Here is a 14,487-nt window from a genome sequence, read left to right as displayed (position 1 = left end):
TTCGCCGAAGCAGCGACGGGAGCCATTCTTCGCCCTTGCAGCTCTCGCAGATAGCGGCCCGAATGACAATCTTCGCTAGAATCGGGCCAATCCAAATCAAGAGACCGCCCATGCCGTCTGCCGCGACATCAGCCGCCGAGCCCGGCGCACGCATCGTCGCCGTCGTCGCATTCGACGGCATCAGCCCATTCCATTTGTCGGTGCCGTGCCTCGTGTTCGGCGAGGATCGCGGCGCCGGCGGGGTGCCGCCCTTCGAGCTGCGCGTCTGCGCCGAGCGGGCCGGGGCGCTCGCGACGACCGCCGGCTTCACGATCGCCGCGCCCCTCGGCTTCGACGTGATCGCGGACGCCGACATCGTCGTCGTGCCCAGCTGGCGCGACACCGGCGAAACGCCGCCCGCCGCCCTCCTCGACGCCTTGCGCGCCGCGCACGCGCGTGGCGCGCAGCTCGTCGGGCTATGCCTCGGCGCGTTCGTGCTGGCGGCCGCGGGCCTGCTCGAAGGCCGCCCCGCCACGACCCACTGGGCCTGGGCCGACGCGTTCGCGCGCCGCTACCCGAAGGTCAAGCTCGATGCGGGCGTGCTCTATGTCGACGACGGCAACATCCTGACCTCGGCCGGCACCGCGGCGGGCATCGACTGCTGCCTGCACGTGCTGCGCAAACTCTACGGCGCGCGGGCGGCGAGCTACACGGCGCGGCGGCTCGTCGTGCCGCCGCATCGGCAGGGCTCTCAAGCCCAGTTCATCGAGCAGCCGATCGCCGCCGATGCGCGCGACGGCCGGCTCGCCGAACTGCTCGACTGGGTCCGCGCCCATCCGCGCGAGCCGCACACGCTCGACTCCCTTGCCGGGCGCGCCCTGATGAGCCGGCGCAACTTCACGCGGCGCTTCCGGCAGGCGACCGGCACGACCGTCGGCGCGTGGCTGCTCGCGACGCGTCTCGCCCGCGCGCAGCAGCTGCTGGAGATGACGGAGCAATCGGTCGACGCGATCGCAGACGCGGCGGGATTCGGCTCGGCGGTCTCGATGCGCCAGCATTTCGCCGACGTGTTCAAGACGTCGCCGTCCGCCTACCGGCGGGAGTTTCGCGGCGTCTGAGCCGGAAGGAATGGAGTGGAATGGAACGGACGGTGCGTCAGCCGAACCAGTGCGATGCGTAGAGCAGCACCGCGACGAAAAAGATCATCGCCGCCCACGCCCAGGCAGGCACAGCATGCGGCTCATGTCCGCGATTGAGCCCATGCGCCCCGCGCGTGCCGACCAGCGTGCCGGCGGCGCGGCCCGTCAGCGTGCCGTCGACGCCATGCAGATGGGCACGCCGCGCGATGCCGGCCAGATTGATCGGCCGCAGGAAGACGTGCTGGCGCCGGCCGTGCTCGACGCGTGCTCGGTTTGGCCCCTGCCCGTGCTTGGCCTGCACGACCGCGCAAAATTCCGTGAAGAAGTCGTCGGCCAACTCGTGCATCGCGTTTTCGATCTGGCGCGGCGGCAGTTCGGCGAGCGGCCCGGTGAGCGTCGCCCAGACGGAGTAGTCGATGCGCGTCGCCGGCTCCGCTTGCGCGCCGCTGTCCGGGTCCGCGCGCAACGCGACGTCGATCTGTCCGCGCAGCGCGCCGACGCCGACCGCGCGGGCCTTGAAGTTGAGCGTGCGATGCGGCGCGTCGGCAGCCGCCTCGTTCTGGCCCGCAACGTGCGCGCGCACGTCGTAGCGCGCCCTGAGCGGGCCGAGCGGCACGGTCAGCGTCAACGCGTATTCGCCCCCGGTGAGGCGCGAGAACGATTCGCAGTTTTCGAGACTCGCACGCAAGAGCGCGAGATCCTGCAGCGCCTCCCAGACCGCAGACGGCGCCAGCGGAATGCGTAACGCGTCGTTCAATTCCATGGCGAATTCCCCTGTGAACGCGCGGTCTCGGGATCAGGAGGTCTGATCGATGCGATCGACTCGCGATGCATAAAACGCCAGATACCCTTTGATGGCGGCGGTCGTATCGAGCGGATCCTCATAGCTCCATACAGCGTTCTCGACGGTGCCGTCCTCGGTTTGCAAATGGAAATACGACGCGTGCCCTTTATAGGGACAGTACGAAGTATGGTCGGAGCGCATGAGCCGCGTCATGTTGACGTCCTCGCGCGGAAAATAGACGACGTCGGGAAGGCCGGTCTCGCTGAGCGTGAGCCCGCGCACGGTGTCGGCAATCGTGACGCCATACTGGATCACCCGCACCCGGTGGCGGTTCGGCACGATCTCGATGCGATGCTCGGCGACATTCGTCATTGCATTCCCCTGATCCACCTATTGCGCGGCTCTGCCGCCGATGTACCGCTGCTCGGGCGATCAAAGGCGTATCTTTGGCGTGCCGTTGCGTAGCCGGCGGCTTTTTGCGGCGCATAAAAAAGCCACGGCGTCCGTGGCTTTCATTATCGGCGAAACTCGTGTCGCTTGTGCGGCCCTGCGATCCTTACTGGAAAGTCCCTATTCCTATTGGGAATTCCAGTAGAAATCGGCCTTGGTGCTTCCGCTGCCCGAGACCGTCACGGCTTTCATCTGATCTTTGCCGTTGTAGGCCGCGTGGACAGTGTAGCGGCCAGGGCGCAGCCTGACGAGCATGTACGGGCCGCGCGATTCCGCGTTGAGCACCTCGCCGTCATGCGCGTTGACGATGCGCACGTGCACGTCGGCCAGGTATTCGGTCCCGGGCCCGGTGAAGCGCAGCGCGAGCGGCCAGTCGTGCTGGGCCCGCTTGAGCGCCGACGACTCGTCGCTGCCTACGCCGCCCGACACGAACGACACGTCGCCCTGCTGCTGGATCTGCGGCAGGCCGCCGCCGTTCGCGTTGCCGGCGCTGGTGTTGTCGGTCGTCGTGCCGCCCACTGCGCTCGACTGCGCGAGCGCGCCGCCCGCCGCACCGAGTGCGAGCGTCGCGGCCACCGCCGCGAGCGCCGCCCGCTTGTTGCTTGGCGTGTTCATCGCTGCTCCTTTCCGCCATGAGTGGCCATGAAAAACGAGCAATTTGCAGGCCCGGCGCAGACTGAAGAAATGAAAACGCCGCACCGTCCATGTTAGGACGGTGCGGCGCCTTTTGAACGACAACCTGAGATGCTGCGCGAGCGTGTCAGCCCAGATCGACCGGCACGAAAATCTGCGCGCTGTCGCGCTGGATCAGGAGCGCGATGCTGTTGCCGGCCTTCGCGATCATGTCGCGCAGCTGGTCGGGGCTCGACACCGGACGGCCGTTGACCGCGAGAATCACGTCGCCCGGCTGGATGCCCGCGCTCGCCGCGGGCCCCGACGACTGCTGTACGAGCAGGCCATGCGACAGCGACGCGCCGCTCTTCTCCTGCGGCGTGAGCGGCCGCACCGCCACGCCGAGGCGCCCTTGCTCCTGCGCCTGCGTGTCGTTGGACGCGGCCTTCGCGTCGGTGAGCGCGCCGATCGTCACGGCGATGTCCTTCTTGGCCTTGTCGCGCCAGACCTGAAGGTCGGCCTTGCTGCCCGGCTTGATGCCCGCGATCATCGACGGCAGATCGGTCGAGTCGCTGATCTGTGTGCCGTTCACCGCGAGGATGACGTCGCCCGCCTGCAAGCCCGCCTTGGCAGCCGGGCCGCCCGGATCGACCGAGCTCACGAGCGCGCCGTTGGGCTTGCCGAGCCCGAACGAATCGGCGAGCGTCTGGTTCAGGCCCTGCACCGCGACGCCGAGACGCCCGCGGCTCACGTGGCCCGTCTTGACGAGGTCGTCCTTGACCTTCATCGCCTCATTGATCGGGATCGCGAACGACAGCCCCTGGAAGCCGCCCGTCTGCGAGTAGATCATCGAGTTGATGCCGATCACCTCGCCCTGCAGGTTGAAGAGCGGACCGCCCGAATTGCCCGGGTTCACCGGCACGTCGGTCTGGATGAACGGCGTGTAGTTCTCTTCCGGCAGCGAGCGCGACTTCGCGCTGATGATGCCCGAGGTGACCGTGTTGTCGAAGCCGTACGGCGAGCCGATCGCGACAACCCACTGGCCGACCTTGCTCTGGCTCGGATCGCCGATCTTCACGGTCGGCAGATTGGCGGCGCTGATCTTCAGCACCGCGACGTCCGATTGCTTGTCAGCGCCGACGACCTTCGCGCGGTACTCGCGCTTGTCGGTCAGCTTGACGGTGACGACGTTCGCGCCGTCGACGACGTGCGCGTTGGTCAGGATGTAGCCGTCCGGGCTGATGATGAAGCCCGAGCCGAGGCTCGCGCTCGGCTGGTCGCCCTGGCTGCCGCCGTCGTCACCGCCGCCCTGTCCCGGGAACTGGCCGTAAAAGTGGCGGAAGAACTGGTAGAACGGGTCGCTCGGATCGATCGGCAGCTGCTGCATCGACTGACGCTGCGAGACCTGCTTCACGACGTGCTTGGCGCTGATGTTCACGACGGCCGGACCATAGGTTTCGACCAGGCCCGAAAAATCGGGGATGCCGGTCTTCGCGGCGGCTTCGGCGGGCATCAGGGCCGCGGCCTGGGCCGACGGGATGATCTGGGGATCGGTATGGCGGGTGCCCGCGACGTAACCCGCGGACAGCGCGACGGCGACAGCGATGGCAATGGCGCCGCGAGACAGAGTTTTGGTATTCATCGAGCAAACCTCCTGGGTGACGAACGCAGAGTAAGTACGCAGCCTTAAAGGAGTCTTAACGACGGAATTCGACGCCGATACCGGCAAAATGCCGCGAAACGCGCAGCAAAACGCGCAGCAAAACGCCCGCCGGACGGCCAGGCTAGAACCGCACGCTGACGCGCAGGCCGCCGAGCGCCGCGTCGCCGAGCTCGATCTCGACGCCGTGCTGGACCGCGATGCGCTTGACGATCGCGAGCCCGAGGCCGCTGCCCGACACGTCGGTGCGCGCTCGCGCGGAGGTGTCGCGATAGAAGCGGTCGAACACGCGCTCGCGTTCTTCCGCGGGGATGCCGGGGCCGCTGTCGGCGATGCTCACGCACGGACGGCCGTCGTCATCGAGCGCGAGCGATACGTCGATGCGGCCGCCCTCGGGCGTGTACTTGACGGCGTTGTCGAGCAGGTTGCCGAACATCACGCGCAGCGCTTCGGCGTCGGCGGTCACGCTGGCCGACTGCACCTCCTCGACGCCGAGATCGATCCCGCGCCGCCCGGCAAGCGGCGCGTGAGCCGCGACGCATTCGGCCAGAAGCGCGCGCAGGTCCAGCATGCGTCTCCCCGCCGCGCTGTCCGGCTCGGCCCGCGCCAATGCGAGCAACTGCTCGGCAAGACGCGTTGCACGCGTCACGCCCGCCTGCAGATCGGCGAGCGCTTCGCGGCGCGTGGCGTCGTCGTGTGCGCGCGCAACCAATTGCGACTGGATCTGCACGGCCGCGAGCGGCGTGCGCAGCTCGTGCGCCGCATCGGCGACGAAGGCCTTCTGCGTGTCGAGCGCGGCCGACAAGCGCTCGAGCAGCCCGTTCAGCGCGCGCACGAGCGGCTTCACTTCGAGCGGCAGACGCTCGTCCGGCAGCGGCTCGAGCGCCTCGGGACGGCGCGTCTCCAGCGCGCGCGTCACGCGCGCGAGCGGCGCGAGCCCGCGTCCGACGATCCCCCAAACGGCAAGACCGAGGAACGGCAGCACCACGATCAGCGGCCACAGCGTGCGCAGCGCGACGTTCGCGGCGAGCCGGTTGCGCACGGACAGCGGCTGCGCCAGCTGCACGACGTTGTCGCCGACGATCGCACCATACACGCGCCACTCGCCGCGCTCGGTGCGCTCGGTCGAGAAGCCGAGCTCGGCGCGCGGCGCGAGCGGCGCGCGCGGATGCGAGTAGTACATCAGCGCGCCGTTGCGATTCCAGATCTGGATCACGACGCCCTCGTCGGCATCGGAATGCGCGCCGAGAATCTGCGCGAAAGGTTCCGACGGCAGCGCCGCGGCGATCTCCTGCAGCTGGTAGTCGAACAGCTCGTTGGCTTCGGCGAGCGCCTGCCGGTAGATCAGCCAGCCCGCGAGCGAGACGCCCGCGACGACGATCGCGACGAGCCAGAACAGCAATTGACGGCGAATCGAACTCATAGATCGGGCGGGCCTACGCTTCCTTGGCAATCATGTAGCCGAGACCGCGCACGTTGCGGATCAGGTCGGCGCCGAGCTTCTTGCGCAGCGCGTGGATATAGACCTCGACCGTATTGCTGCCGATCTCCTCGCCCCAGCCGTACATCTTGTCTTCGAGCTGGCTCTTCGAGAGCACCGCGCCCGGGCGCGCGAGCAGCGCTTCGAGCAGCGCGAATTCGCGCGCGGACAGCGCGACCGGCGCACCGTCGAGCGTCACCTGGTGTGAGGCGGGATCGAGCGTCAGCGCGCCGTGCCGCATCACCGATTCGCTGCGCCCCGACTGGCGGCGGATCAGCGCGCGCATCCGCGCGCCGAGCTCGTCGAGATCGAAGGGCTTGACGAGGTAGTCGTCGGCGCCGGCGTCGAGGCCTTTGACGCGGTCAGCGACGGCGTCGCGCGCGGTGACGATCAGCACCGGGCACGCATGGCCGCGCGCGCGCAGGGAGCGCAGCACGTCGAGGCCATCGCGCTTGGGCAGGCCCAGGTCGAGCAGGATGAGATCGTAGGACTCGCCCGTGGCGGCGGTCAGCGCGGCTTCGCCGTCCTGCACCCAATCGACCGCGAAGCCCTCGCCGCGCAGCGCCTTGCGCACGCCTTCGGCAATCATCTGGTCGTCTTCGACTAACAATATGCGCATCGCTTTTACATCCCGCTGCAAAGGTGAGTCACGAGCGCATTTTAGCGTCTCGCCGACGCCACGCGCCGCGCGTGCTTTTTTCCGCAGCGCGGCGGCATGTCTCTACAATGAGCGCTTTTGGCACGGCCTGGCTGGCGCGGCGTTTGCCGTCGCTGCCGCGATCGTCTCGAATCACCGAACCCGCTGTCCATGACGAACGCATTATTTTCCTCCGTCTCGCGCCGCATGCTGCCGAGGCGCGCGCTGCACCCCGCTTCGCTTTCGTCATCCTTGCCGTCGCCCCCTTTGCACGCCGATCAGCCGCGATCGAATCGTTTTCATGGCGCCGGAACGCTCGCACGCACCGCCGTCGCGCTTCTTGCCTGCGCCGCGCTCGCGTTCGCCACACCGGCCGAGGCGCGCAAGAAGGCGCGTCATCCGGCCGTCAGCGTCTCGACCGTCCTGCCCGCTCCGGTGATGAAAGGACTCGAGCGCGCGCATGTGCCGCTCACGTCGGTGAGCGTGGTCGTCGAGAAGATCGGCGACCGCACGCCGGTCCTCGCGGTGAACGCCGGCAAGCCGATGATGCCCGCCTCGACGATGAAGCTCGTCACCACTTACGCGGGCCTTTCGATCCTCGGGCCGGACTATCGCTGGCGCACCACCGCCTACGCGGACGGCACGCTCGACGAGCGCGGCGTGCTGCACGGCAGCCTCTACATCCAGGGCACCGGCGACCCGAAGCTCGTGCCGGAAGAGCTGATCGATCTCGTCGACCGGATTCACAAGGCCGGGATCACGGGCATCGACGGCGCGCTGGTGCTCGACAAGCGCTTCTTCGATCCGTCGACGCGCGACCTCCCGCCGTTCGACGACGACACCACCGCCCCCTACAACGTCGGCCCCGATCCGCTTCTTTACGCCTTCAAGTCGCTGACGTTCACGCTGACGCCCTCGCCCGACGGCACCGTCGCGATCGACGTGCTGCCCGCGCTGTCGCAGCTGCAAATCGACAACGAGCTGCATGCGACGCGCGGCGCGTGCGTCGGCGGCGAAACCGCGGCGACGCCGACCGTCACGCCGGAAGCGAACGGCACGGTCGCCGCGTTGTTCTCGGGCGATTACCCGGTGCGCTGCGGCATGCGCTCGATCAACCTCGCCGTGCTCGATCACTCGCAGTTCTTCGCGGGCGGCTTCCTCGCGCTCTGGCAGCAGACGGGCGGCACTTTCAACGGCACGACGCGCGAAGGCCCGGTGCCCGTCACGGCACATCTCGTCGCCACGCACCAAGGCCCGGTGCTGTCCGACATCGTTCGCGACATCAACAAGTTCAGCAACAACGTGATGGCGCGCAACCTGTTCCTGACGATCGGCGCCGTCAAGGAAAAACCGCCCGCGACGCCCGAGAAATCGGCGGATGTGATCCGCGCTTTCCTGCACGCGAACGGGTTGCCGATCCCGGAGCTCACGCTCGAAAACGGCTCCGGGCTGTCGCGCGAAGAGCACGTCTCCGCACTCTCGCTCGCCGACTTGCTGCAACAGGCGAACGCGAGCCCCGTCGCGCAGGTGTTCGTCGGATCGCTGCCCGTGGCGGGCGTCGACGGCACCATGCGCAACCGCCTGAAAACCGCTCCCGTGCTCGGCAACGCCCACATCAAGACCGGCACGCTGCGCGACGTGCGCGCGATCGCCGGCTACGTAGCCGGGGCGGACGGCCAGAGCTACGTCGTCGTCAGCATCATCAACGACCCGCACGCGGAAGCCGCGCGAGAGGCGCACGACGCGCTGCTCGAGTGGGTCTACAAGGGGCTGCACTGAGCGCCGGGCCGACGCGTCTTCCTGCCTCCTCCATCTGTAGCTCTCCCGGCCGCCGGAGCAGGGAGAGACCCTCATCTCCCTTGCCGGGCGGTCCCGGCATCGAATAATCCTTCTACGAAGAATGGCGCGGCGCGTGGCGCGAGCGTGTAGGCTGTCGGGCAATGTCCGAGGCGCGGAAGCGGCACAGCATACAACCGCCCTACGCGCATATCGGCACTAGACGACAGCGTTCACGCTGCAAATAAGACCAGCCTCGAGATAGGAGACAGACGCCTATGCAATTCGACGCCGAATTGCTCCTGCTCGCCATGGCGCCCGTCTTTCTCGCATGCATCGGGCGGGAGGCGTGGCACCTGCGGCGCTCGCACCCGCACGCTCTGCAACGCGTCGCTCGCGCTGATGCATCAGCATCAAGCCGCCGACAAGCTCGCGTGGCTCGCCGTCATCCCCGTCTACACCTACGTCTACGAGCACTTCCGGCTGATCACCTGGGATGCGGGATGGATATCGTTCGTGGTCCTGTTCGTCGCCCAGGACCTGCTCCACTACGTCTTCCATCGCTGCAGCCATCGCGCGCGGTGGCCGTGGGCCGCGCATGTCGTCCATCACTCGTCCGAGCAGTTGAACCTGTCGACGGCGTTCCATGCTGCTCGCGTTGCCGCAGCGGGACGGGAAACAGGAGGATCGGAAGCCTTTCCCGTATCGAAGAACACATGACAACTTCAGCAAGCGACCGCTACGCCGCGCGCCATAAAGCGGCGGGCGTTCGCTGCAAAACACGGCCAAGCCGCACATTCGAGGAGACGAGATAGATGAAACACACCAATAAGACTCAGCCCAAACGCCTGCTGCGCGTCGCACAATCGGCCATTGCCTGCGCCGCGTTCGCGCTTCTGGCGGCATGCGGCGGCGGGGGCGGCAGCAATTCGTCGACGACCAGCAACAGCAGCACGCCGGCGGGCGGCGTGTCGCTGCAGGTCGTGTCGTTCGGCGACAGCCTGTCGGATGTCGGCACGTATTCAGAGGTCATCCTCCCCGACTTCGGCGGCGGCAAGTTCACGACCAACCCGGGCCAGATCTGGGTGCAGGACGTCGCCAACTACTATGGCGGCACGATTACACCGGCCTATCTCGGCGGCTTCGGCTTGGCGCTCACGTCCAACGGCGGTCTCGGCTACGGGCAAGGCGGCTCACGCGTCAGCGCGGAGGAAGGCGAAGGCTGGGCAGCGAACAACGCAGCGGCGACGACGGTGCCGGTCGTGGACCAGGTGACCAATTACCTGAACGCGCACGGCAGCTTCAACTCAGGCCAGCTCGTGCTGATCAACGGCGGCGCGAACGACATCCTGGAAAACGCAACGGCGATCGGAACCGCCGTCACCACCGGCTTGACGAACGGCACGTACACCAGCCAGACCGTCGCAGTCACCACGGAGACCGAAAAGGCGCTGGCCACGACGGCAACAGCGCTCGTCACCCAGGTTGGCCGGATCCTCGCCGCCGGCGCGACCCACGTCGTGCTCGTCAATGTGCCGGACATCGGCACTACGCCGCTCGGCCTCTCCGAGGGAACGAGCGGCGCCGCGCTGCTGACGGGCATCACCGGGGTCTACAACGCCATGCTGGTGGCCGGTCTGCAAAGCGCCGGGCTCTCGTCGTCGGTGATCTATGCCGATGCCTTCACGTGGCTCGACGGAACGGTCCTGCCGAACTACAGCTCGCTCGGCTTCCAGGTGTCCAACACCGGCACGGCGTGCAACCTGACGCAGATGGAGGCGAACGCCACCGCATACGCCACCGCCAACCCGAGCGTGCTCTCGAGCGGAGAGACCGCCGCCCAGTTCGGCGCGGCATTTGGCTCGTCGCTGTTCTGCTCCCCGCAAACGCTGACGGTCTCGGGCGCGGACCAGACCTATATGTTCGCCGACTCGATCCACCCGACCACGAAGCTGCATTCGCTCTTCGCGTCGTTCGTCGAGGGGAAGATCGCGGCCGCGGGCCTCGGGAAGTGAGGCTTGGCTGAATTGGCCGTCCGGGAGGGCATCGGGGACGGCAAAGCGAAACGCCCGGCTTGGACTCAAGCCGGGCGTTTTTTCGTGGATGCTCCCAAGTGCGCCGCAAGCGGCACGCACTGTGTCGCGCTCGGGCCGTTTCTGCGTTTCTGCGTTCAGTACTTCAAACGCTGGCGAGCAGCCGCGTCCGAAGCTCCACTCAATCCTGCGCTCCGAACGCCGCCGCAGCGCGGCCGAGCCGGTCGTTGACCGCGATCCACTCGATCGTATCGGGCAGCTTTTCGATCAGAATGCGCGCGACCTCGGCGCGATCCAGCGCCCGCAGCAACCCGTACAGCTCGCGCGCGTACGCATGCGGATCTTCTGGCGCTGCAACGAAATGCACGCCCTCGGCGCCCGCCCAGCCACCGGCGCGCGATTGGCGCGCGACGAGCGCCACGCGCTCGCCGGCGTCGCGCGCCGCCGCCAGGATCGGCTCCAGCGCTTCGAACGGCAGCAACGCCAGCGGCGTGCGCGGTGCGTAGTGCGCCTTGAGCGTCCCCGACGCGCGCGGCGCAGTCGCATCGCTGCCGTCGGGCAAACGGGGCGCGACGCCCAGCACGTCGGCCAGATCCTGCGGCGTCACGCGCCCCGGGCGCAGCAGCGCCGGAAAACCGCGCGACAAATCGAGGATCGTCGACTCGATCCCGACATCCGACGAGCCGCCGTCGAGCACGTGAATCGCCACGCCGAATTCATCGCGCACGTGCTGAGCCGTGGTCGGACTCACGTGGCCGAAACGGTTCGCAGACGGCGCCGCTACGCCCCCATGCCCCCCGCGCAGCGCGCTGAATGCGCCGAGCAGCGCCTGCGCGACCGGATGCGACGGACAGCGCAGCCCGACCGAATCCTGCCCGCCGCTCACCGCCGCGGGAATGTGCGCGGCGCGCTTCAGGATCAGCGTGAGCGGCCCGGGCCAGAACGCGTCGATCAACTTTTGCGCGTCGGCCGGCAAATACTCGACCCAGTAGTTCGGATCGCCATGCGGCGCCAGGTGGACGATCACCGGATGATTCGCCGGACGCCCCTTGGCCGCGTAAATGCGCGCGACGGCTTCCGGGTTCTCCGCGTCGCCGCCGAGGCCGTACACCGTCTCGGTCGGAAAGGCGACGAGCTCGCCCGCGTCGAGCAGCGCCGCCGCGTGCTCGATCTGCTCGCGCATCGCCTCGGGCGCGACAGGAAGATTCGGATGCTTGGACATCGATCGGCAGCCGGCGTCAGCCGAGCGGAATATGCAGCAGGCGCGCGCAATCGCGCGCGGCCGTGCGCGCTTCGTCGAGCGTCGCGGCGGTGAAGTTCACGTGCCCCATCTTGCGGCCCGGACGCGCATCCTCCTTGCCGTACAAGTGCAGGCGCGCGGCCGGCATCGCGGCGACTTCATGCCACGGCGGCGTGACGGGAATGGGCTTCGACGCAGCCCCCGTTGCGCCCTTCGGCCCTTCCCGGAACCAGACGTCGCCGAGGATGTTGAGCATGACCGCAGGCGAATGCTGTCGCGTATCGCCGAGCGGCATCGCGGTCATCGCACGCACCTGCTGCTCGAACTGGCTCGCCGCGCACGCATCGACGGTGTAATGCCCGGAGTTGTGCGGACGCGGCGCCATCTCGTTCGCGACGAGCGAGCCATCCTCCAACACGAAGAATTCGACGCACAGCACGCCGACGTAGCCGAGCGCGTCGGCGATGCGCAGCGCCGCCTGCTGCGCCTGCTTGACAAGCGCGGGGCCCGCATCGGGCGCGGGAACGATCGTATGCGCGAGCACGCCGTGGCGGTGCGTGTTCTGCGCGAGCGGAAACACGGCCGATGCGCCGTTGACGCCGCGCGCGATCAGCGCCGACACTTCGAATTTGAGCGGCAGACGCTTTTCGAGCACGCAAGCCACGCCTCCCAGCGACGCATGCGCCTCGCGCACCTCCTCGGCGTTGCGCACGCTCACCTGGCCCTTGCCGTCGTAGCCGAGCCGTGCGGTCTTCAAGATGCCGGGCAGCACGGCCTCGAGCTGCGCATCGTTGATCGCCGCGAGCGCATCGGACGACTCGATCGCAACATGCGGAGCCACAGGCACGCCCGATCCCGCGATGAAGCGCTTCTCGGCGATCCGGTCCTGCGCGACTGCGACGCAGCGTCCGGCGGGGCTGACAAACGTCGCGCGCGCGAGGAAATCGAGGCTCGCCGACGGCACGTTCTCGAATTCGGTCGAAACCGCTGCGCATAGGCGCGCGAGCTCGGTGAGCGCAGCCTCGTCGGTGTAGGCGGCGCACAGGTGCTTGTCCGCCACCGCGCCGGCCGGGCTGCTCGCATCGGGATCGAGAACCGCGACGCGATAACCCATCGCCTGCGCAGCAAAGCAGAACATGCGGCCGAGCTGGCCGCCGCCGACCATGCCGAGCCAGGCGCCAGGCAGGATCGGAGAAACCGGGGTGTAGTCTGAAGTCATGTCAATAAAAGATCAAAGCTCGGGCAGCACCATCGCATGCGCGGCCTCGTTCTGCCGCACGCGGAACGCCGCCAGCCGGTTCGCATAGTCCGTCGACGTAGTACTCAACAGCGACACCGCAAACAGCGCCGCATTCGCCGCGCCGGCCTCGCCGATCGCGAACGTCGCCACCGGAACGCCCTTGGGCATCTGCACGATCGAATGCAGCGAATCGACGCCCTTCAGGTACTTGCTCGCGACCGGCACGCCGAGCACCGGCACCGTCGTCTTCGCGGCCAGCATGCCCGGCAGGTGCGCCGCGCCGCCCGCGCCCGCGATGATCGCGCGCAGGCCGCGCTCGCGCGCGCGCTCGGCGTAGTCGAACATCTCGTCCGGCATCCGGTGCGCGGAGACGACCTTCGCCTCGTAGGGCACGCCGAACTCCTGCAGGATCGCTACCGCGTGCTTCATCACGTCCCAATCGGAACTGGAACCCATCAGGACGCCGACGAGCGGCGCACTATGCGTGTGGGCTGTCTGGACTGCTTCGGTCATTGTGGGGATTTCCTTTGTCAGGCGAGCTTTTGCCCAGTGAGACGCTCGAGCGCTTCCTGGTACTTCTCGCTCGTTTTCGCGACCACCTCGCCGGGCAGCTTAGGCGCGGGCGGCTCCTTCTTCCAGTCCTGCGTCTCCAGCCAGTCGCGCACGAACTGCTTGTCGAACGACGGCGGGTTGGTGCCGACCTGGTACTGGTCCGCGGGCCAGAAGCGCGACGAATCGGCGGTCAGCGCCTCGTCCATCAGGTAGAGCTCGCCGTGGTTGTCGAGGCCGAACTCGAACTTCGTGTCGGCGATGATGATGCCGCGCGTCGCCGCGTACTCGGCTGCTTCCTTGTAAAGCTTGATCGAGATGTCGCGGATCGTCGCCGACAGCTCGGTGCCGATGCGGCGCTCCATCTCGTCGTAGGTGATGTTTTCGTCGTGATGGCCCATCTCGGCCTTGGCGGCCGGCGTGAAGATCGGCTCGGGGAGCTTCTGCGCGTTCTGCAGGCCCGGCGGCAACTGCACGCCGCAGACGGCGCCCGTCGCCTGATAGTCCTTCCAGCCGCTGCCGGCCAGGTAGCCGCGCACCACGGCTTCGACGAGGATCGGCTCGAGGCGCTTCACGACCACGGCGCGGCCCTTCACCTGCTCCACTTCATCGGCCGCGACGACCGTCTCGGGCGCGACGCCCGTCAGGTGGTTCGGGACAATGTGCTTCAACTTGTCGAACCAGAAGTTCGCCATCTGGTTCAGCACGCGGCCCTTGGCGGGAATCGGCTCGCCCATGATGACGTCGAACGCGGACAGGCGGTCGGTCGTGACGATCAGCAGGCGATCGTTGCCAACGGCGTAGTTGTCGCGGACCTTGCCGCGGCCGAGCAGAGGCAGCGAGCGGAGCGTGGATTCGTAGAGGGTAGACATCGTCGTGAGCCGTGTGAGGTGAAATGGGGTGAAAAA

General features: G+C 67.8%; 13 protein-coding genes and 1 pseudogene. 4 read left to right on the top strand and 10 right to left on the bottom strand.

Annotation, left to right across the window (positions count from 1 at the left end; translation table 11 throughout):
- The first annotated feature begins 110 nt into the window (after positions 1 to 110).
- Complete coding sequence (locus FAZ69_RS12750; protein WP_136894857.1) at positions 111 to 1,097, top strand: GlxA family transcriptional regulator; 987 nt, start codon at positions 111 to 113, stop codon at positions 1,095 to 1,097.
- A 37-nt stretch (positions 1,098 to 1,134) separates the two neighbouring features.
- Here the strand turns inward: FAZ69_RS12750 and FAZ69_RS12745 are convergent, their stop codons facing one another.
- The 6 genes from FAZ69_RS12745 to FAZ69_RS12720 all read right to left on the bottom strand — a co-directional run bounded on the left by FAZ69_RS12745 (position 1,135) and on the right by FAZ69_RS12720 (position 6,723).
- Positions 1,135 to 1,881: an SRPBCC family protein gene (locus tag FAZ69_RS12745; protein WP_136894855.1), complete on the bottom strand. Its 747-nt coding sequence runs from the start codon at positions 1,879 to 1,881 to the stop codon at positions 1,135 to 1,137.
- 33 nt (positions 1,882 to 1,914) lie between these two features.
- A complete protein-coding gene (locus FAZ69_RS12740) occupies positions 1,915 to 2,274 on the bottom strand; it encodes a DUF427 domain-containing protein (protein ID WP_136894853.1) in 360 nt (119 codons plus the stop codon).
- A 204-nt stretch (positions 2,275 to 2,478) separates the two neighbouring features.
- Complete coding sequence (locus FAZ69_RS12735) at positions 2,479 to 2,967, bottom strand: carboxypeptidase regulatory-like domain-containing protein (RefSeq protein ID WP_136894851.1); 489 nt, start codon at positions 2,965 to 2,967, stop codon at positions 2,479 to 2,481.
- Positions 2,968 to 3,112: 145 nt separating this feature from the next.
- Positions 3,113 to 4,606, bottom strand: a complete 1,494-nt coding sequence (locus FAZ69_RS12730; RefSeq protein WP_136894849.1) for a DegQ family serine endoprotease — start codon at positions 4,604 to 4,606, stop codon at positions 3,113 to 3,115.
- A gap of 142 nt (positions 4,607 to 4,748) precedes the next feature.
- Positions 4,749 to 6,047, bottom strand: coding sequence for an ATP-binding protein (locus FAZ69_RS12725; RefSeq protein WP_136894847.1), 1,299 nt, complete (start codon positions 6,045 to 6,047; stop codon positions 4,749 to 4,751).
- A 13-nt stretch (positions 6,048 to 6,060) separates the two neighbouring features.
- Complete coding sequence (locus FAZ69_RS12720) at positions 6,061 to 6,723, bottom strand: response regulator (protein ID WP_136894845.1); 663 nt, start codon at positions 6,721 to 6,723, stop codon at positions 6,061 to 6,063.
- Positions 6,724 to 6,912: 189 nt separating this feature from the next.
- Between FAZ69_RS12720 and dacB the strand changes: the two genes are divergently transcribed.
- The 3 genes and pseudogenes from dacB (at position 6,913) to FAZ69_RS12705 (ending at position 10,532) form a co-directional block, all read left to right on the top strand.
- Positions 6,913 to 8,520 carry a D-alanyl-D-alanine carboxypeptidase/D-alanyl-D-alanine endopeptidase gene (gene dacB, locus FAZ69_RS12715; protein ID WP_136894843.1) on the top strand — a complete coding sequence of 536 codons (1,608 nt, stop codon included), beginning with the start codon at positions 6,913 to 6,915 and terminating at the stop codon, positions 8,518 to 8,520.
- A 275-nt stretch (positions 8,521 to 8,795) separates the two neighbouring features.
- Positions 8,796 to 9,159: pseudogene (locus FAZ69_RS12710) on the top strand (sterol desaturase family protein); the annotation flags it as partial.
- Positions 9,160 to 9,332: 173 nt separating this feature from the next.
- A complete protein-coding gene (locus tag FAZ69_RS12705; RefSeq protein WP_136894841.1) occupies positions 9,333 to 10,532 on the top strand; it encodes an SGNH/GDSL hydrolase family protein in 1,200 nt (399 codons plus the stop codon).
- Positions 10,533 to 10,731: 199 nt separating this feature from the next.
- On the opposite strand, the gene FAZ69_RS12700 is transcribed toward FAZ69_RS12705, so the two are convergent.
- Genes FAZ69_RS12700 through FAZ69_RS12685 form a run of 4 tightly spaced genes read right to left on the bottom strand, consistent with a single transcriptional unit; the run spans position 10,732 to position 14,451 of the window.
- Complete coding sequence (locus FAZ69_RS12700; RefSeq protein ID WP_136894839.1) at positions 10,732 to 11,772, bottom strand: L-threonylcarbamoyladenylate synthase; 1,041 nt, start codon at positions 11,770 to 11,772, stop codon at positions 10,732 to 10,734.
- A gap of 16 nt (positions 11,773 to 11,788) precedes the next feature.
- Positions 11,789 to 13,009, bottom strand: a complete 1,221-nt coding sequence (locus FAZ69_RS12695) for a 5-(carboxyamino)imidazole ribonucleotide synthase (protein ID WP_136894837.1) — start codon at positions 13,007 to 13,009, stop codon at positions 11,789 to 11,791.
- A 12-nt stretch (positions 13,010 to 13,021) separates the two neighbouring features.
- Positions 13,022 to 13,543 carry a 5-(carboxyamino)imidazole ribonucleotide mutase gene (purE, locus tag FAZ69_RS12690; RefSeq protein ID WP_136894835.1) on the bottom strand — a complete coding sequence of 174 codons (522 nt, stop codon included), beginning with the start codon at positions 13,541 to 13,543 and terminating at the stop codon, positions 13,022 to 13,024.
- 17 nt (positions 13,544 to 13,560) lie between these two features.
- Entirely contained in the window at positions 13,561 to 14,451 is an 891-nt protein-coding gene (locus FAZ69_RS12685; protein WP_136894833.1) for a phosphoribosylaminoimidazolesuccinocarboxamide synthase, read from the bottom strand.
- Between the last annotated feature and the right edge of the window lie 36 nt (positions 14,452 to 14,487).

This window comes from Trinickia terrae, assembly GCF_005144415.1.
GTDB lineage: Bacteria > Pseudomonadota > Gammaproteobacteria > Burkholderiales > Burkholderiaceae > Trinickia_A > Trinickia_A terrae.
Note: the sequence above shows the minus strand (reverse complement) of the source record. Positions and strands in the feature narration are given on the sequence as shown.